Source organism: Bacillus sp. GW823-FHT06B01 (genome assembly GCF_058952315.1).
Map to the genome: position 1 here is coordinate 1 of NZ_JBXAHR010000005.1, position 18,917 is coordinate 18,917.

The following is an 18,917-nucleotide window of genomic DNA, read 5'->3' on the forward strand; positions in this document are numbered from 1 at the left end:
ATGCTTGATAATAGGAGGTAACGATACTGCCTCGTGTGGAGTGTTATACCCCTCGTCCCTTTGGGGCTGCGAGAACACTTTGAAGCACTAACTTGTGTAAATTTGATTGAATTGTATAGATTTAGTTAAGTTTATCGTATCGGAATAAAGGATACGGCAGGAGAAATTACAAAAGCAATTATGACAGGTGTATTGAATCCAGATTGGTCGTATGTATCTTTGCCAGATGGTGAAGATTTATTACATGGCTTAATTGATACGTTGGCAATTGCGATATTAGGTACATTTATTTCTGCCTTTTTATCTGTTCCATTCGCTTTTTTGGCGGCAACGAATATGAGCAGTGGAAAATTAACTTCAGGAACTGGGAAGTTTGTACTTAGTTTTGTTCGTACATTTCCGGAATTAGTTATGGCACTTTTATTTATAAAAGCCGTTGGGCCAGGCTCGTTTGCTGGAGTTCTAGCTCTAGGATTACACTCTATTGGCATGTTAGGGAAATTATATTCAGAAGGAATTGAAAATATAGATAAGGGACCGACGGAGGCGTTAATAGCAACAGGCGCAAATCGCTTTCAAATACTTTGGTATGCAGTACTGCCACAAGTATTACCGGATTTTCTATCGTATACGTTATACAGGTTCGAAATTAATGTACGATCCGCTGCCATTTTAGGTGTTATTGGAGCAGGTGGGATTGGGACACCGTTAATTTTTGCACTGAGTTCACGCAATTGGTCTCGTGTGGGAATTATTTTATTAGGCATCATTTTAATGGTCATTATCATTGACTTTATTTCAAGTTCGATACGGAAGAAAATTGTATAATTTATTTTAAGCACCTATAAAAGGTGCTTTTTTATATAATAAGAATAATAAATGTGAGCAATAGGGGGGATAATTTGGCTTTACAGCACGAGTTTGTATTTGTTTCGAATGAAAAAAAGGGGTTGGATTTTATAGGTATAGATTGGATTGAACTTTGTTTTCTATATAAAGAAGAGGCAACGATAGATGAGTGTGTTGTATTAAGTGATGAGCTAATCGTATATCTATTAGATTTTACCCATTGGATTCCGACCTATTATCCAGCGAAAAGAGCAGAAGGATTTGGAATTCACTATTATGGTATTACGAAAATAGAACAGCAAGGGGCAGTGATAGCAGAACAGTTATTTTGTTCGCTAGTTAACATGTTTTCTCTAGCGCCAGAAACAATCGAACTGACAGGGCAGTTTCAATGGGAAAATGATAATAATACTGATGGAGAATATGAAAGATACGTATTTGATCGAGATAAATTATGCCAAGATTTAAATTCTTTTATTCGTTTGCTTTGCAGAGTGAAAAATGGGGAAGGATATATTTTGCATTATGGAATTTGAAAATGATGAATAAATATACAGATAATTCTCTTTCTTTTTAAAATAAAAACAATGAAAAAGTATGTCATATTGAATACCCATACATTACCGAAATCATTGATTTTTTTATGAAAAACCAAAAAAATATCAACATATTTGTCGATACATGTTGTATAATCTTGCGTGGGAAGCTATCATATAAATGTATAAAACGTTTACTAATATAAGCGAAGGGAAGAATAGCATGTCACATTCAATCGAACAACTTTCTATCAACACGATTCGCACATTATCCATCGATGCGATTGAAAAAGCAAACTCTGGTCACCCAGGAATGCCAATGGGTGCAGCACCAATGGCTTATACATTATGGACTCAATTTATGAAACACAATCCAAATAACCCAACGTGGTTTAACCGTGATCGTTTCGTATTATCTGCAGGTCATGGTTCAATGTTACTATACAGCCTACTTCACCTATCTGGTTATGATGTAACAATGGATGACTTAAAGAACTTCCGCCAATGGGGAAGCAAAACTCCAGGACATCCTGAGTACGGTCATACAGCAGGTGTAGACGCAACTACTGGTCCACTTGGACAAGGTATTGCAACTGCTGTAGGTATGGCAATGGCTGAAAGACATTTAGCAGCTAAATATAACCGTGATGCGTATAATGTAGTAGATCATCATACATACGCTATTTGTGGTGATGGAGATTTAATGGAAGGCGTTTCTGCTGAAGCATCTTCATTAGCTGCTCATTTACAATTAGGTCGTCTTGTTGTGCTTTACGATTCAAATGATATTTCATTAGATGGCGATTTAAATCGTTCATTCTCTGAAAGTGTAGAAGATCGTTACAAAGCATACGGATGGCAAGTAATCCGTGTTGAGGATGGAAACGATATTGAAGCTATCGCGAAGGCAATTGAAGAAGCGAAAGCTGACGAAAAACGCCCAACGCTAATTGAAGTAAGAACGACAATTGGTTTCGGTTCTCCAAACAAATCAGGAAAATCAGCTTCACATGGTTCTCCACTTGGTGTAGACGAAACAAAATTAACGAAAGAAGCATATGCTTGGACTGCTGAGCAAGACTTCCATGTAGCAGAAGAAGTATATGACAACTTCCGTAAAACTGTACAAGATGTTGGTGAAACTGCGCAAGCAGCGTGGAACACTATGCTAGGTGAATATGCACAAGCATACCCAGAATTAGCAAACGAATTACAAGCGGCAATGAATGGTCTTCTTCCAGAAGGTTGGGAGCAAAACTTACCAACTTATGAATTAGGATCAAAAGCAGCAACTCGTAATTCTTCAGGTGCTGTAATTAATGCAATTGCAGAGTCTGTACCATCATTCTTTGGTGGATCTGCTGACCTTGCTGGTTCTAACAAAACATACATGAATAACGAAAAAGACTTTACAAGAGATGATTACAGCGGAAAAAACATTTGGTACGGTGTACGTGAGTTCGCAATGGGTGCAGCAATGAACGGTATTGCACTACATGGCGGTTTAAAAACTTACGGTGGTACGTTCTTCGTATTCTCTGACTACTTACGTCCAGCAATTCGTCTTGCAGCATTAATGCAATTGCCAGTAACGTATGTATTCACACACGACAGTATCGCTGTTGGTGAAGATGGTCCAACACATGAACCAATCGAGCAATTAGCAGCGCTACGTGCTATGCCAAATGTATCTGTTATTCGTCCAGCTGATGGTAACGAATCTGTTGCAGCTTGGAGACTAGCTCTAGAATCTACAAACAAACCAACTGCTTTAGTATTAACTCGTCAAGACCTTCCAACATTAGAAGGTGCAAAAGACGATACGTATGAAAAAGTAGCAAAAGGTGCATATGTAGTTTCTGCAAGCAAGAAAGAAACAGCTGATGTAATCTTACTTGCATCTGGATCTGAAGTAAGTCTAGCTGTTGAAGCGCAAAAAGCGTTAGCAGTAGACGGCGTTGACGCAGCTGTTGTCAGCATGCCATCTATGGATCGCTTTGAAGCTCAAACAGCTGAGTACAAAGAATCTGTATTACCAAAAGCAGTAACAAAACGTTTCGCAATCGAAATGGGTGCTACATTCGGATGGCACCGTTACGTAGGTCTTGACGGAGATGTGTTAGGTATCGATACATTCGGTGCTTCTGCTCCTGGCGAGAAGATTATGGAAGAATATGGATTTACTGTAGAGAACGTTGTTCGTAAAGTAAAAGAAATGCTTTAATGATTTTAGAAAAATCTCTCCGGCATGGAGAGATTTTTCTATGTAAATGAGTTTTTTCGACAGAAAAAGTTTTTTATCTCTCCGCAGTCAGACAATCATTGCAAAATTTCTTCTATATAATGAAGGGAAAAGGTTGTCCAGATTGGGAGGCGAAAGATGAAAACGTATGAATTGTATTTAATTCAAGAGGATATTGCGAAAGCTTACTTTGGTCGTGAATATTTGTTTTTTGATTTATTTGCTAGATTTTCAGAATCTGGGTCCCTTTCGGAGAAAAAAGTGTTATATAAACAAATGATGTATATAACGATGCCATTACAAGTAATGAAAATTCACCATAAATTAGAACAAGCTTTGCGCGTTCTTGGTAAATATGATCGAACACATCATACACATACACTTTATACAGGAGCGGAATACGGCGAAATAATGGTGAAACCGCACTATATTCGCATGAATACCTCTGGAAACGTTTCTATGGAAACGACTTTCTTTGAGGTGTTAAGAAAGTGTGAATTAACATTTTTAGCTATGGATTATGAAAATACAAAGTACGGATGGCTGAATCCTCTAAAACAAGTACGAACATATGTGTAAAAAATGTCGAATTGTATCTTGTCTTATTGAAAAGGTTTTAGTACACTGTAAGGTAGACAACATGAAGGAGGAAAATATATGCCAATTTGGTTAGGTATTCTAGTGGGCGTAGTAGCACTAGTAGCAGGCGTGGCGTTAGGATTTTTCATTGCCCGCAAATACATGATGAACTACTTAGAAAAAAATCCACCAATTAATGAACAAATGTTAAAAATGATGATGATGCAAATGGGACAAAAACCTTCCCAAAAGAAAATCAATCAAATGATGAGCGCGATGAATAAGCAACAAACGAAATAAGCGCTAAAAGACACTCGTTAAGAGTGTCTTTTCTTTTTGTTAGTTATGTAGTTTGAAACTTTTAAAAATTCAGTATTTTTGGTAAACTGAAAACATCGCTCATTTTAAGGGAGGAGGATAAAAATGAAGGTATTTATTAATTTAGCGTGGTTTTTTAAACAAGAAAAACGAGCGTACATAATCGGAATTATTATGTTATTTGGTGTCGCGCTTCTTGAACTTGTAGCTCCGAAAGTACTAGGTATTGTAGTAGATGAAATTAATAATGGAACATTAACATCTGAAAAATTGTTGAAGTGGGTTATTCTGTTAGTAGTTGTAGGGATTACTATGTACATATTACGTTATTTATGGCGTATTATGATTTTTGGATCTTCGTTAAAACTAGCCCGTCAATTACGAAAGAATTTATATGAACATTTTACAAGGATGAGCCCATCTTTCTATCAATCACGTCGTACGGGTGATTTGATGGCGCATGCGACTAATGATATTCAGGCGATTCAACAAACTGCTGGATCGGGCGTTTTAACACTTGTTGATTCATTAGCGGTTGGGGGATGTGTACTCGTAGCGATGGGTTTTACAATTAGTTGGAAGTTAACATTGTTAAGCTTAATTCCAATGCCGATTGTAGCGATTTCGACAAATTATTATGGAACGTTATTACATAAAAGGTTTCATAAAGCGCAGCAATCGTTTTCAGAAATCAATGATAAAGTGCAAGAGAGTATGAGTGGGATGAAGGTAATTCGATCACTTGGACAAGAGAAAGAAGATTTACAAGCATTTCGAAAAAAATCAGAAGATGTTGTACATAAAAATATGTTAGTCGCACGTATTGATTCGTTGTTTGATCCAACAATCTCTCTTATCGTTGGATTTTCTTTTTTAATTGCAGTGTGTTACGGGTCAGTATTAGTTGTGAGGGGTGAATTAACTGTAGGTGATCTCGTTACATTTACAACGTATTTAGGTACCCTCGTTTGGCCAATGTTAGCCTTTGGATGGTTGTTTAATATTATGGAGCGTGGGCGTGCTTCGTATGACCGGGTAGAAAAAATTCTCTCGCAAAAATCAGATGTAGTAAATAGAGAAGATGCTGTACATAAAGTAGCAAGCGGTGATGTTACATTTGCGGTCGATTCATTTTCATATAAGAAAAATGAACTGTTACAGCTAATAGATGTTCACTTTGATTTGAAGAAGGGTGAGACACTAGGCGTTGTCGGACGTACAGGAGCAGGGAAAACGACTTTATTAAAATGTTTAATCCGTGAGTATGATCATTTTAGTGGTGAATTAAAAGTTGGGGAGCGGGATATTCGCGATGTAACACTTTACGGTGTCCGTTCTGCCATTTCATACGTGCCGCAAGATCATTTTTTATTTTCAGCGAGTATTGGGGAGAATATTGCCTTCGGAAAGGCGGATGCTACATATAATGAAATAACCCGCGCTGCAGAGATTGCTTGTATTCATAATGACATCCTCCAATTTTCAGAAGGATATGAAACGGTAGTAGGAGAAAGAGGCGTTTCGTTATCTGGAGGTCAAAAACAGAGAATCTCTATTGCACGTGCTTTATTAACGAATGCGGAAATTTTAATTTTAGATGATTGTTTATCAGCGGTAGATGCAAAAACAGAAGAAACGATTTTAAATGCATTAAAGAGGGAAAGAGCAGGAAAAACAACGATTATTACTGCTCATCGTTTAAGTGCAATTCAACATGCCAATCTTATACTTGTTGTGGATGAAGGCAGAATTGTGCAACGAGGTACACATGAACAATTAATGAAAGAAAACGGTTGGTATAAAGAAATGTACGAGAGCCAGCAGTTAGAAGCATTAGTCGAGAAAGGAGGCGTATGATGACCGAGAAGAAGCGGAGTGATTTAAGTAGATTACTTTCTTATATGAAGCCATATAAAAGGTTACTATCTTTAGCATTTATCTTTTTAGTTGGTGCAACTGTAACTGAAATGATGGGTCCTTTTTTAATTAAACAATTTCTTGATGAACATTTAGTACCACGTAACTTTGATCAATCAGCACTTGTTACTCTATTTGTAGTGTATCTTATTGCTCACTTATTAAAAGTATTATTTACTTATTTAGACTTATTGTATTTTCAAAATATCGCTTTTAAAATTGTTCAAGATATGCGTGTTGAAGTATATAATCATGTTCAAAAGTTGTCATTAAGTTTCTTTGATCGTACGCCGATTGGTACGCTTGTATCGCGCATAACAAATGATACGGAAGCAATTAAAGATTTTTATGTCAGTGTATTATCCACATTTGTCAAAAATGTAGTCTTTTTAATAGGTATTTTAGTAGCAATGTTTTTATTAAATGTAAAACTAGCTCTATTTTCTCTCGTATTAATTCCGATAATGTTTGCAATTATGGTGCTATATCGCCGGAAGAGTGCAGCCTTTTATTTAGAAGTACGTAATCAATTAAGCGTGTTAAATGCAAAGTTGAATGAGTCCATTCAAGGAATGAATATTGTTCAAGTGTTCAGGCAAGAAAAGCGTATGAGAAAAGAGTTTGAAGAAGTGAATAATAAACATTATAGTGCAGGGCGACGGACGTTAAAGTTAGACGCGTTACTTTTACGTCCAGCAACTGATTTAGTTCATATTGTGGCTATTGCGTTAGTACTTGGTTTATTTGGAATTGATGCTTTGAAGAGTCCTGTTGAAGTAGGTGTCTTATATGCGTTTGTTAACTATATACATCGTTTCTTCCAGCCTGTAAATGAGATGATGATGAAATTATCATTTTTCCAACAGGCACTTGTTTCATCATCACGTGTATTTCATTTAATGGATGAGAAAGATTTAGCTCCAGTTCAAAAAGGGAATGGAAATCCTCAAGTTGTTAATGGAGAAATTGAATTTAAAAATGTTACTTTTTCGTATGATGGAAAACGTGATGTTTTAAAAAATGTATCTTTCCACGTGAAACAAGGGCAAACAGTTGCTTTCGTTGGGCACACTGGTAGCGGAAAAAGTACTATTATGAATTTGTTAATGCGATTTTATAGTATTAAGTCCGGAAATATTGTAATAGATGGTGTAGATTTAGAGAAATTTGAAGAAAGAGAAATTAGAAAGAAAATAGGACTCGTATTGCAAGATGCATTTTTATTTGCGGGAAATGTAAAACAAAATATTCGTATGTACAATGAAGAAATTACGGATGAAGAAGTAAAAGAAGCGGCACAATTTGTGCAAGCGAATACGTTTATTGAAAAATTACCAGAGCAGTATGAAACGGAAGTAGTAGAAAGAGGAGCTGCATTTTCTAGTGGTCAACGACAATTAATTGCTTTTGCTAGAACGATAGCAACGAATCCGAAAGTATTAGTATTAGATGAAGCAACAGCTAATATTGATACAGAAACAGAAGATGCGATCCAAACAGCATTACAGCAAATGCGAAAAGGGAGAACGACTATAGCAATTGCACACAGATTATCTACAATTCAAGATGCAGATCAAATCTTTGTTATGCATGATGGAGAAATAGTAGAAAGAGGAACACATCAAGAATTACTGAGTGAGCAAGGGTTGTATTATAATATGTATTTACTACAAAATAAAGGAAGTTTACAAAAGGCCTTGTAATTATAAGGCCTTTTTACTTTGCTTATAAAATATGTTTGCTCTCAATATCTATAGTATAAACGTCGTGACCTTTTATTAAAGTTGTACATATTGTATGTATACGAAATGAAAAAAATTGATAGGAGCTTTTATATGCAAGGTAGATCTAGTTCAAATATTACGTTTATCGATGTGTCTCATTGGGAAGGAAACATTGATTGGAATGCAGTGAAGGGATCGGGTATTTCAGCGGCGTATGCAAAAGCGACAGAAGGTGTAAACTACATTGATCCTACTTTTACTAAGAATGTACAAGCAGCACGAAATGCGAATGTATTAATTGGTGCATACCATTTTGCACGCCCAGAACAAAATGATGCAATTTCAGAGGCGAAATATTTTGTGAGTATATTACAAAATAACCAGACAGACTTAATGCCAGTTCTGGATTTAGAATCACCAACAGATCCGAGCAACAGTAATTTAACTGGTAACGCTATATCGAATTGGGCAAGAAACTTCATAAATTATGTGAAACAGGCTACTGGAAAAGATGTAATGTTATATACAGGAGTTTGGTATATTAATGAGTTCGGAATTAGCGGATTAAGTGATATACCGCTTTGGATTGCTAAATACTCGAGTACACCGCCTGCTGATGCTGGTGGATGGACAGCGTGGACAGCGTGGCAGTACACAGATTCTGGACAAATTTCAGGCGTAGGAAATTGTGATGTATCAGCTGCAGTTTCATTAGAAGCTTTAAAAGGGAATGGAGCAAGTGGTGGAGGTAATGTTTCCCCGCCTAATAATGCAACTCCAGTGTATGGGGTTGCTATAATTAATGGAGATAATGTGAATTTGAGAAGTGGACCATCTTTGCAGTCTAGTGTAATTCGCCAATTGAATCGTGGCGAAACATATGAAGTTTGGGGAGAACAAGATGGATGGCTTTGTTTAGGGACAAATCAGTGGGTATATAATGATCCGAGTTATATTCAGTATAAACATTATGTGGCGACTATTACTGGTGATAATGTAAATTTGCGTGATGCTCCATCATTAAATGGAAATGTTATAAGACAGTTACATCATGGTGAATCGTATCGAGTATGGAGTAAGCAAGATGGATGGCTTTGCTTAGGGACAAATCAATGGATATACTACGATCCAAGTTATATTCAGTATGGTGTACAATAGAGTGAAAATAAAAGGTGCCCCGTCAGAGGTGCCTTTTATTAAAAATATACAACTTTTGCAAAGTCTATATCGAAACCATAGTATACTATAGTAGATATATTTATAAAAAATAATCGAAAATGAAATAAAGGGGTAAAAATATGAATTATGTGCTAATAGGTGCGGTTTTAATATTATTAGCTGTAGTATTTGTGCTGTTTTATAAAAATAAACAGTTAGAATCAGAGAGTCAGCAAGTAGAATTTGAAAAGAAACAAGCGATTGAAACGTATAAAAATGAAATTGCAGCTACGGTGATAGAGCATAAAGAACAACAAAATAATTTAAAAAATATGGAACAGAAAAAATACAATGATTTACAAGTAAGTGCAAATAGAGAAATTGAAAATATGCGTATGATGAAAAATCAATTAGCTGTGCAGCATAGTAAAGAACGTAGTGAAATGCAAAATAAACATAATAACGAAATACATATGTTTCAAAAATTAATTGCAAATCTACGAGAATATACTAAAAACGGCGCTGAAATGAATACGTACGAAACATTACATTATATGAAACGAGGATTCATAGAGCAAGGCATCATATTAGATGCTGAAATTCAAATCATGCCGAATGTTTTTATTAAAAATAATAGTGAAATAAACGATAATCGAATCCATCATCTCATCTTGTGCAAAACTGGTATTTATCTACTTGAGACGAAAGAATGGGAAGAGAAATTAATTCATGGTTTAACGAAAGAAAATGCTGGTATATATACATTTATGATTGATGAGATGGGTAAGTATCAACAAGAAGTTGAAAAAGAAGAGACATTTGAATATATAGTAGGTAAAGATTCGTCAACTATACAAGTGAAAAATGAAGGGAATCCAGTATATAGGGCGAAGAAACTATCTCAAATTTTATACAGTGGTTTGAAAGAAATGCAGGCTAATAGTATAAAAGAAAAGGTAAAACCAGTTGTATATTTTTATAATAAAAATGGAAAAGCAATAGTAGACCTTTCTAGTGAGGAAACACCTAGATTAAAAGATCGGGAGCAAATTGTAACGTTCTTTAGAAATGAAATATTAGCAGGGAAAGTAGTATATACAGTGCAAGAATTAGAACAGATTCAAGAAATGATTAGCCGGATGAATTATATAGTGAGTTAAAAGGGGAGATCTTTCTGAACGATATGCTGCGTGGCATTGTGTATGTCTATTTTTGTTTGTATATAGTAATGTACATTGTATTTATATTCGTCATTGATATGGTCCATATACCCTTAAGTGTAAGGAGCATTTTTGTAGTATTCATACCATTTGTTTTATTAGTCATGATTCAAAGGGCTATTTTATATGTTTCTAAAAATCGTAATGAAGAAAAGAAGCAAATGTTGGGGGGATTAATAGTAGCACTTATACCATTAATAGTGTGCACTGTACAACTAAGTGTAAATGAATATACATTAAAGTTTAATCAAAATAGATGGTTAAATCATGCAGATAAACGGGTACATATGGTAGATGATCTATTACAAAAATATAAATTAATAGGGAAATCAAATGAAGAAATTACACAATTGTTAGGAGCTCCAACGGAAACGAGAAGTGGGGAAGAAGGAGTTATCACTTTGTATTATCTTGGGACTGAACGTGGCTTTATTCCAATAGATAGCGAACAGCTTGTTTTACAATTTGATAGAGATGGTAAAGTCATGGAATATACGGTGCATAAAGATTAAAGAAACGTGGAGGGAAGCTATATGTTATAGCTTCTTTTTTATTTTTCAATATGTCACGGAAGGGGGAGAAGGTTTTTGAGTGGAATAAGGAATGAAAGCGGAGGTGATGCATATATATAGATGCATTGGGTGATTATTCGCCCGATTGCTGAGGGTTAATAATTAATAAGTACGGACAAAAAAACCACTGATGAAAGTTTCACTTTATCATATTGTATAAATGAAAAGGGGGTAAGACGGTGAAAGCAATCCCGACTGATGTCCTGAGTAAAGAATTGATGGAAAGAGAAGGAGTTATATCTATTACAGTAAAGGAATTTGAAAAGATAGAAGTAGCTGGAGTAGTAGTCGCTGGTCCAGCGGTTATTTTGATTAATCAAGATTAAGTACATATCATTGAAATAAAAAGCATCCGTTTAGGATGCTTTTTATTTGTATGTAAGGATAAATATGATGGATAATTGTGTTACTGGAGGGAAAGTCTGTGGCAATTATTATAACAATGTTAGTAATGGGTATTTTATTAGGATTTGTTGGAGCTGGAGGAGCTGGGTTTATTATCGCGATACTCACTTTAGTATTCCATATTCCTATTCATGTTGCTCTTGCAACATCTTTAACTGCAATGGCGTTTACGACATTATCAGGTGTTGTCAGTCATTACCGTGAAGGCAATGTTGCACTTATTATAGGAGGGATTGTTGGGGGATTTGGCGCAATTGGCTCTTATATTGGTTCTAAATTTGGTTCACTTATACCAGCACATCTTCTTCATTGGTTTACAGCTGGGATGTTATTTTTATCGGCAATTTTTATGTTTATTAAATTAATTATGTTCCAAAACAAAGAACAGTCATCTTTATATAAGCATAAAGAGTTTTCCATGAACTACTTGTTGAAATGTGTATGCCTTGGATTAGTTACTGGAATGATGGCTGGTTCATTTGGGATTGGTTCTGCACCGTTTATTCAACTTGGATTAATGGTTCTATTGGGACTAACGATTCAGCAATCTGTAGGGACAACGATGCTTGTTATATTACCGATTGCAATTGGAGGCGGGCTAGGATATAGTTCGGAAGGATATTTAGATTATATATTGTTATTGCAAGTATTAATTGGGACCATGTTAGGGGCATATATTGGCGCGAAGTTTACAAATTATGCACCGCGAATGCTTTTGAGGTTTTCGATGATTATGACACCGGTTTTAGCTGGATGTATGCTATTGATGGAATAAAGTGAAATTATAATAAGTAGGGGGTTACTGCTTACAAATAGCGGGATAAAATTAATATAGCAAACTATTAATATATTTTACGAATGAATTATGTAAGTAATTCATATTTCCCATATAAAAGGATTTACTTTAATATAATGAGTGTAAAGTTCGAGTATTCGAAGTACTACTTGAATTATATCCCTATCCCTTTTCTAAAAATGCGAACAAGTTTTGCCCTATTCTATTCAATAATTAATTGCATAGAAATATATTGTTCGATGACCATTATGGAACGTACATAATGGGAAAATCCCGATCCTTAAAGAGGATGCCCCTAATCTTCATGAGAAAATATGATCGGATAAGAAAGCTGACCAATTTATGGTCGGCTTTCTTTTTGTTCAAAAGTTATTTCTTCTTTAATTTCTGTTTGCAATAATAAAGCTTTTCCGAAACGACGTTTACATTCCGCACGCACTTTTTCAATGGCTAGTAGCTGAGTAGTGGCGGGAACTGTTACGATAGCTTGGCGTGGTTTTCGATTTTCTTCACAAAAGACACATTCCACAACATATTTAGAAATCATATTTTCATCCTTCCGTTTTTAATTTCTAAGAAGGGATTGTCTATGAAGTTAATGTGATTTTTCGTCATTAGTTTACTTTTTTCCTCTTTTTTCAAGGAGAAAATGATAAAGAAGGTGAATTTTTGTAGGGGAGGGATGTATATGGAAAGATGGATAGGTTGTGCAGCAGTATGTATAAATGAAAAAAATGAAGTTTTAATGGTGTTGCAAGGGCAAAAGGGTGAAGAAAAAAGATGGTCTGTTCCAAGTGGAGGGCTTGAAAAGGGAGAGACACTAGAAGAATGTTGTATTCGAGAAGTTTGGGAAGAAACAGGTTACAATGTGGAAGTTGTAAATAAAATATACGAAAAAGAGGGTATTACATACGGGGTTCCTGTATACGTTTATTATTATGTCGTTAAAAAAATAGGCGGTAGTATGAAAATCCAAGATCCTGATGAGTTAATACATGAAATTGCTTGGAAGAGGATAGATGAAATGAAGGAATTAACGCTATCTTTCCCGGAGGATTATGAGGTTTTAAATAAATATATAAATAAAAAAGCGAGTGTTTAAACACTTGCTTTTTCAATGTATCCACGACAAGAAAAGCGGAACGATAACTAAACTAGCTCCTGCTGTTAAAAGCATAGATAAACTTGCGATGGTTCCTTCTACAGGGCCGATTTCGAATGCTTTTGATGTACCGGTTCCATTTGCGCTCGTGCCTAACATAATGCCTTTTGCGAGCGCTGTTTTAATACGGCATATACGTATGAGAGCAGGTCCGAGCAATGCTCCTGTTAACGCAGTTAAAACAACAAATACTGCTGTTAATTGTGACATACCACCAATCATTTCTGAAATGGCCATTGCAATTGGTGTCGTTACAATATGAGGCGCTAAACTATGTTCTAACGATGAATCAATTTGAAAATAATTAGCTAGTAGTGCTGAAGTAATAACTGATAAAAATGAACCGACAATGACATTAAGTAAAATAGCTATTCCATGTTTCTTGAGTAAATCAAAGTATTTATAGATTGGCCATGCGAAAGCAACTGTTGCAGGCTTTAATAATTCTGTTAACCATTGACCACCTGTTTCATATGTTTCATAAGGTGTGTCTAGTCCGAGTAATAAAGCAATTAAAATAATAGGGCAGACGAGAAGAGGAGAAAGTAAGCTCCAATTCCAGCGTTGATACATTTTCTTCGATATCCAATATGTGAATAGTGTTAATAGTAAACAAAGAAAGCCGATCATTGCACGGATCCTTTCCGCTTTAGTAGCAATTCTGTTAGGAGTCCTGTAGCGAGAGTGACACAAAGTGTACTAATCATAATAATTAAAATGAGATCGATTCCATATTGTGATAGTGTATCTTTGTAGCGTATGACAGCGACTGCAGAAGGAATGAAAAATAAAATAAGTTCTTTTAATAAAAAGTCTGCTCCGTCCTGTACCCACTCTTTTTTCACTAGGTTAAATTTTAATGAAATTAACAATAAAAAAATACCGAGTATACTTCCTGGAACTGGGAGGTGTGCCTGTTTTGCAATCCATTCACCTGTCCAAGCGAAACAAAATAATAATAAAATTTGTCCGCTTAATTTCCACCATTTCATACAGTACCCACCTCTTTCTTTTTTTACATAAAAATTGTAAAAAAGAATTAACAATTTCTACTATACGTTCATTCGAAAAATTTGTCTAATATATAAATTATATGTTATTAATATATTAGATATATTAATTGAAAGTGAAAAGGGTGTCCAAAATGGAATTACGGCATTTGCAATATTTTGTTGTAGTGGCAGAGGAGTTACACTTTGGACGAGCAGCTGCTCGTTTACAAATGACACAACCACCGCTTAGTCAACAAATTCAGCAATTAGAAAAAGAAATGGGAGTTATGTTATTTTCAAGAACAAAGAGAAAAGTTGAATTAACAGAAGCTGGAGAAATGTTTTTAAAAGAAGTAAAAAAAGCGTTCGAACAAATTGATAAAGCAGTAGAAGTTGCACAAAGTGCCCAAAGGGGAGAAGTGGGATCACTTTCAATTGGTTTTGTAGGTGCGGCGATATATGATATTTTACCATCTATCGTAAGGGAGTATAGAAAGAAATTTCCCAGAGTGTCTGTTGCATTACATGAACTGTCAACACCGGATCAGGTGCATGCACTTCACGATAACCGTATTGATATTGGCTTTTTGCGTCCGCCAATTCCAACGCAATTACTAGAGTTAGAACCAATTCAAAAGCTTTCTTGTACGTTATGTTTACCGAAGGCACATCCACTTGCTGAAAAGGATGAAATACATATTGAAGATTTAAGAGACGAACCGTTCGTATTTATTACGAGACCGGTATGGCCAGCGTTATACGATACAATTTTATCACTTTGCCGCGACGTAGGATTTAGTCCACACATTGTACAAGAAGCAACGGAATATCAAACAGTTATGGGACTTGTAGCGGCAGGAATCGGAATTACGGTAATACCTGTATCGGCGAATAAATTGTATAAAACCGAAGTCGTATATAAAGAGTTATGTGATTCTAATTTTGTTGCAGAAATGTCAGTAGCGTACAAAAAAATGAATACTAATCCAGAACTTTTAGAGTTTTTGAAAATTGCAAGAGAGAAGAAAAGAATAGAAGTTGAGGATGAGATTAATTAATTTGTTAAAAATTACACCTCATTAAACACTAAAGCGGAAATGCAATATAATTGCATTTCCGCTTTAGTGTTCTTTTTTTAGTTCTATACTAAAGAGATAAACATGTTCGTTTTCTTGTAATAGTTGGTCAATAGCAGTTTTTTCCTCAAGCATTGGAATTCTTACGGTTTCTTTATTCGTTTTTATTATAGCCGCTAAAGTCGTCTTTTGATTGTATGTTAAGTTTATAGCAGATTGAAGAGTAGTAGAGGTAGAGCTATTTATGATTGGAGGTGCTTCTTCAGGAGCGAGCATGGAACTACCTTCAATATTAACATACCAATGTTTTTGCACTTGTACATCTTTATCGAGTTGGAATTGAGGTGGTAAAAAAGAAAGCTTTACTTTCTTTTTTTGAAAATGGGAGGTAGCTATATTCGCAATTACTTTTGTTTTTTTACCATTTTGATAATAATCAATTGTAGCATGTATTTCATCTTTTTCATTTTTTAGGGTAACGTTATAAAACATGCTGTCTCCTTCTTGAAAAGGAGTCATTTGTAAAATAGAAGATTGCTCTTCTGTTAATTTGTATGGCTCAACAATGGTGATCTCATTGTTTTTAAGTGAGCTACAACTTGTGAGAAATAATAAAAATAAGATTGATAGTAATTTTATGCGCATGCAACCCCCTCCTTTTTACAATTATATTCTGAATATGATTTATTTTCCATTTTATTTTCTAGGACTAAAGACTTAGAAAAAATTCAGATTGTAGTGCGATGTTTAAAATGTCATATTTTTATACACTAGTAGTATAGAATGAGTATGGTATGAAGTAAGGTAGGGGAAGAACATATGTCTTTATGTCAGTTAGTGAGAAAAAATATAAGAACATTTGCTGCCAAAAGGATGAAGCAATTCATGTGGGTTGCTATGAGTACTATGATTTTATTTTTTATGATATCGCTCCAATTTAATGAAGGAGCTATTGGGAAATTAGAGACTACACTTTTATTTCAAATGAGCTTTTACATGCTGTTTATTGTATTCATTTTTATTTGTATTTTTACTACATATAAAATAACGTTTTCTCTTCTGCAAGTGAGGGAAGAGGAAATTAAATCTTATGTAGCAGAGAGTAGGAAGAGAAATGACGTACTATGTTTATTATGTCAGGAGCAATTATTTATTTATGGAGCAGCGTTTGTTTTTGGATTAGTGAATGGGATGTTATTTTTGAAATTATTTACGATTATCTTTATGAAAATAGCAGGAATACAAGGGATAAATAGTGCACCGATTACAATATATGCAATAGTAGTTGTTAGTATAATTATGATTGTGGTCGTCCTATTATCGATGATGCAATGTTTTCGATTTGTTCAAAGTTTACAAGATGAAAATTCGTTTTAATTTAAGGAAAAGGCATGAGAAATCATGCCTTTTCTTATTTTACACATAAAAATAATCATGTTACAGTGTAAAGACCTGACAAAGAATGGGAAGGAAAGGTTGTATAGTATGACAAATGAACAATCAATTGTAAAGGTTGAGCGGTTAACGAAGCGAATCGGTTCAAAGACACTTGTAGAAAATATTAGTTTCGAAGTTAAAAAGGGTGAAGTAGTTGGCTTGCTCGGACCAAATGGTGCTGGAAAAACGACTTTAATGAGAATGATGGTTGGTATGATCCGTATGACAGAAGGTGAAGTATGGATTGATGGTCAATCTGTGAAACAGCAATTTGAAAAAACCGCTGCGAAAATTGGAGCGGTAATTGAGACACCTGAATTTTATCCTTTTTTGAGCGGCTATGAAAATTTAACATATTTCGGACGAATGAATGGTAATGTGACCGAAGAACGTATCGATGAAGTAGTGAAATTGTTAGGAATGGGACAAGTAATTGACCGTAAAGTAAAAGCATATTCACTCGGCATGAGACAACGTTTAGGAATTGCTCAAGCGCTTATTCACGATCCAGATGTATTAATATTAGATGAACCAACGAATGGATTAGATCCTAGTGGAATACATGAAATGAGAATGTACATAAAGAAAATTGCACATGAACAAGGAAAAGCGGTACTTGTATCTAGTCACTTACTTTCAGAAGTTGAATTAATGTGTGATAGAGTTATCATTATTCAGCATGGAGAATATGTGGCGACGCAAAATATTCAGCATAATCAAAGAGAAGAGATGGAGACAATCCGTATACGTGTAGATGATGCGAATAAAGCAGCAGAAATGTTAGACCAAGATGTTTTAATAAAAGGTAATGATCTACTTATTACTGTAAAAGATGAAGAAATCCCAAATGTTATTCGTACATTGCTTGAGAAAAATATTCAAGTGTATCGTGTATATGAAGAAAGAAAAACGTTAGAAGAGCAATTTTTAGAATTAACAGGGGGAAAAGATATTGTTTAATTTAGTGTATAACGAACTGTATAAAATATTTAAGCGAAAGCGAACGATTATTCCCTTTGCAGTTATTGCAGTATTAATAATTGGATTAGGATGGGTTACGGTAAAGTATTTAGAACCGGAAACAAAAGGATGGAAAGCCGATTATACAGAACGAACTGTAGAAATTGAGAAAAAGCTAGGCATGAAAAAAGAAGCTATTTTAGCGGAACGATCTGGGGACGAGCTTGTAAAGGAATATCAGCTTAAGATGAAGCATTTAGATACAGATACAGCACCGGCAAGCAGTTCTCCGCTTTCTTTCATGAGAGATACAGGTTTTATCGTATTTCCAATATTGCTCCCATTTATCCTCGTGTATGCAAGTACAATTTTTGCGAATGAATATAGCTGGGGAACATATAAATTTTTAACGATACGACCAGCGAGTCGATTTAAAATTTTGACAGCTAAATTTTTAGCAATTGTGATATTTGCAGCGTTATTGTTTATATTTAATATGATTTTCTCCACTTTATGTGGACTTGTTATTTATAAATTCCAACAGCCTGCATGGAGCGAGCTTATTTTCCAAGATGGAAATATTATAAAACAAAATATTTTTGTGGAAGCTAGTAAGTATTATATTTTATCGTGGTTGCCGACCATTGTGTACGCAGCGTTTGCATTTATGATTTCTGTCTTAACAAGATCTAGTGGAGGCGCGATTGGTATTTCACTATTTCTTGCTTTATCAGGAAATATTGCATTATTAGCAGCAACTAGATATGATTGGGCGAAATATTTATTGCCAGCAAACACAGATTTATACAGTATTTCAAAGAATGGAAGTTTTATTGATGGAGTAACATTCCCATTTGCTTCATGTATGTTATTACTATATTTATTTGTATTTTTAAGCATTTCCTATACAGTATTTTTAAAACGTGATTTAACTTAATAAAAAAGGAGCCGTTAAGTATTTCTTAACGGCTCTT

20 protein-coding genes and 1 pseudogene are annotated in these 18,917 nt (G+C 34.9%); 17 read left to right on the forward strand and 4 right to left on the reverse strand.

All coding sequences use genetic code 11. The annotated features are described in order from the left end of the window. Positions 1–141: 141 nt before the first annotated feature. The 12 genes and pseudogenes from phnE to AC1Q8N_RS21575 form a co-directional block, all read left to right on the forward strand. Positions 142–828, forward strand: a pseudogene (gene phnE / locus AC1Q8N_RS21520) (phosphonate ABC transporter, permease protein PhnE); the annotation flags it as partial. Positions 829–902: 74 nt separating this feature from the next. Beyond that, a complete protein-coding gene (locus tag AC1Q8N_RS21525) occupies positions 903–1,385 on the forward strand; it encodes a coproporphyrinogen III oxidase (protein ID WP_087982027.1) in 483 nt (160 codons plus the stop codon). Positions 1,386–1,608: 223 nt separating this feature from the next. Then, the gene (gene tkt / locus AC1Q8N_RS21530) at positions 1,609–3,609 is read left to right on the forward strand and encodes a transketolase (protein ID WP_048544176.1); all 2,001 of its coding nucleotides are present in this window, start codon (positions 1,609–1,611) and stop codon (positions 3,607–3,609) included. Between the two features lie 156 nt (positions 3,610–3,765). Next, positions 3,766–4,206, forward strand: a complete 441-nt coding sequence (gene sirA, locus AC1Q8N_RS21535) for a sporulation inhibitor of replication protein SirA (protein ID WP_000860645.1) — start codon at positions 3,766–3,768, stop codon at positions 4,204–4,206. A 78-nt stretch (positions 4,207–4,284) separates the two neighbouring features. Continuing rightward, positions 4,285–4,506: a YneF family protein gene (locus tag AC1Q8N_RS21540; RefSeq protein WP_001123315.1), complete on the forward strand. Its 222-nt coding sequence runs from the start codon at positions 4,285–4,287 to the stop codon at positions 4,504–4,506. A gap of 123 nt (positions 4,507–4,629) precedes the next feature. Then, positions 4,630–6,381: an ABC transporter ATP-binding protein gene (locus tag AC1Q8N_RS21545; RefSeq protein ID WP_048544175.1), complete on the forward strand. Its 1,752-nt coding sequence runs from the start codon at positions 4,630–4,632 to the stop codon at positions 6,379–6,381. Further along, a complete protein-coding gene (locus AC1Q8N_RS21550; RefSeq protein ID WP_493521370.1) occupies positions 6,381–8,144 on the forward strand; it encodes an ABC transporter ATP-binding protein in 1,764 nt (587 codons plus the stop codon). Before AC1Q8N_RS21545 ends, AC1Q8N_RS21550 begins: the two co-directional genes overlap by 1 nt. Positions 8,145–8,276: 132 nt before the next feature. Then, positions 8,277–9,323 carry a GH25 family lysozyme gene (locus AC1Q8N_RS21555; protein WP_048544171.1) on the forward strand — a complete coding sequence of 349 codons (1,047 nt, stop codon included), beginning with the start codon at positions 8,277–8,279 and terminating at the stop codon, positions 9,321–9,323. 140 nt (positions 9,324–9,463) lie between these two features. Beyond that, the gene (locus AC1Q8N_RS21560) at positions 9,464–10,483 is read left to right on the forward strand and encodes an NERD domain-containing protein (protein WP_141519870.1); all 1,020 of its coding nucleotides are present in this window, start codon (positions 9,464–9,466) and stop codon (positions 10,481–10,483) included. A gap of 23 nt (positions 10,484–10,506) precedes the next feature. Then, on the forward strand, positions 10,507–11,055 hold the full coding sequence (locus AC1Q8N_RS21565; protein ID WP_048544162.1) for a hypothetical protein: 549 nt from the start codon (positions 10,507–10,509) through the stop codon (positions 11,053–11,055). A gap of 239 nt (positions 11,056–11,294) precedes the next feature. After that, positions 11,295–11,441, forward strand: a complete 147-nt coding sequence (locus tag AC1Q8N_RS21570; RefSeq protein ID WP_000644411.1) for a BC1881 family protein — start codon at positions 11,295–11,297, stop codon at positions 11,439–11,441. Between the two features lie 98 nt (positions 11,442–11,539). Next, positions 11,540–12,295 (forward strand): sulfite exporter TauE/SafE family protein, encoded by a 756-nt coding sequence (locus AC1Q8N_RS21575; RefSeq protein WP_048544160.1) that lies wholly within the window; start codon positions 11,540–11,542, stop codon positions 12,293–12,295. 361 nt (positions 12,296–12,656) lie between these two features. On the opposite strand, the gene AC1Q8N_RS21580 is transcribed toward AC1Q8N_RS21575, so the two are convergent. Then, positions 12,657–12,863, reverse strand: coding sequence for a DUF3903 domain-containing protein (locus AC1Q8N_RS21580; RefSeq protein ID WP_000624203.1), 207 nt, complete (start codon positions 12,861–12,863; stop codon positions 12,657–12,659). A 141-nt stretch (positions 12,864–13,004) separates the two neighbouring features. Between AC1Q8N_RS21580 and AC1Q8N_RS21585 the strand changes: the two genes are divergently transcribed. Continuing rightward, entirely contained in the window at positions 13,005–13,418 is a 414-nt protein-coding gene (locus tag AC1Q8N_RS21585; RefSeq protein WP_098048200.1) for an NUDIX hydrolase, read from the forward strand. 12 nt (positions 13,419–13,430) lie between these two features. On the opposite strand, the gene AC1Q8N_RS21590 is transcribed toward AC1Q8N_RS21585, so the two are convergent. Both AC1Q8N_RS21590 and AC1Q8N_RS21595 read right to left on the reverse strand, forming a co-directional pair. Beyond that, positions 13,431–14,108, reverse strand: coding sequence for an LrgB family protein (locus AC1Q8N_RS21590; RefSeq protein ID WP_000578955.1), 678 nt, complete (start codon positions 14,106–14,108; stop codon positions 13,431–13,433). Continuing rightward, complete coding sequence (locus AC1Q8N_RS21595; RefSeq protein WP_098048202.1) at positions 14,105–14,470, reverse strand: CidA/LrgA family holin-like protein; 366 nt, start codon at positions 14,468–14,470, stop codon at positions 14,105–14,107. Before AC1Q8N_RS21595 ends, AC1Q8N_RS21590 begins: the two co-directional genes overlap by 4 nt. A 152-nt stretch (positions 14,471–14,622) precedes the next feature. Between AC1Q8N_RS21595 and alsR the strand changes: the two genes are divergently transcribed. Further along, positions 14,623–15,528 carry an acetoin biosynthesis transcriptional regulator AlsR gene (alsR, locus tag AC1Q8N_RS21600; RefSeq protein WP_000423221.1) on the forward strand — a complete coding sequence of 302 codons (906 nt, stop codon included), beginning with the start codon at positions 14,623–14,625 and terminating at the stop codon, positions 15,526–15,528. A 63-nt stretch (positions 15,529–15,591) separates the two neighbouring features. On the opposite strand, the gene AC1Q8N_RS21605 is transcribed toward alsR, so the two are convergent. After that, positions 15,592–16,191, reverse strand: a complete 600-nt coding sequence (locus tag AC1Q8N_RS21605) for a YgaN family protein (RefSeq protein ID WP_098847908.1) — start codon at positions 16,189–16,191, stop codon at positions 15,592–15,594. A 174-nt stretch (positions 16,192–16,365) separates the two neighbouring features. Between AC1Q8N_RS21605 and AC1Q8N_RS21610 the strand changes: the two genes are divergently transcribed. The 3 genes from AC1Q8N_RS21610 to AC1Q8N_RS21620 all read left to right on the forward strand — a co-directional run bounded on the left by AC1Q8N_RS21610 (position 16,366) and on the right by AC1Q8N_RS21620 (position 18,880). After that, entirely contained in the window at positions 16,366–16,923 is a 558-nt protein-coding gene (locus AC1Q8N_RS21610; protein ID WP_493521371.1) for an ABC transporter permease, read from the forward strand. Positions 16,924–17,031: 108 nt separating this feature from the next. Further along, complete coding sequence (locus AC1Q8N_RS21615) at positions 17,032–17,943, forward strand: ABC transporter ATP-binding protein (RefSeq protein ID WP_048544154.1); 912 nt, start codon at positions 17,032–17,034, stop codon at positions 17,941–17,943. Further along, entirely contained in the window at positions 17,936–18,880 is a 945-nt protein-coding gene (locus tag AC1Q8N_RS21620) for an ABC transporter permease (protein WP_000482782.1), read from the forward strand. The genes AC1Q8N_RS21615 and AC1Q8N_RS21620 overlap by 8 nt, the downstream gene beginning before the upstream one ends. Positions 18,881–18,917 lie beyond the last annotated feature (37 nt).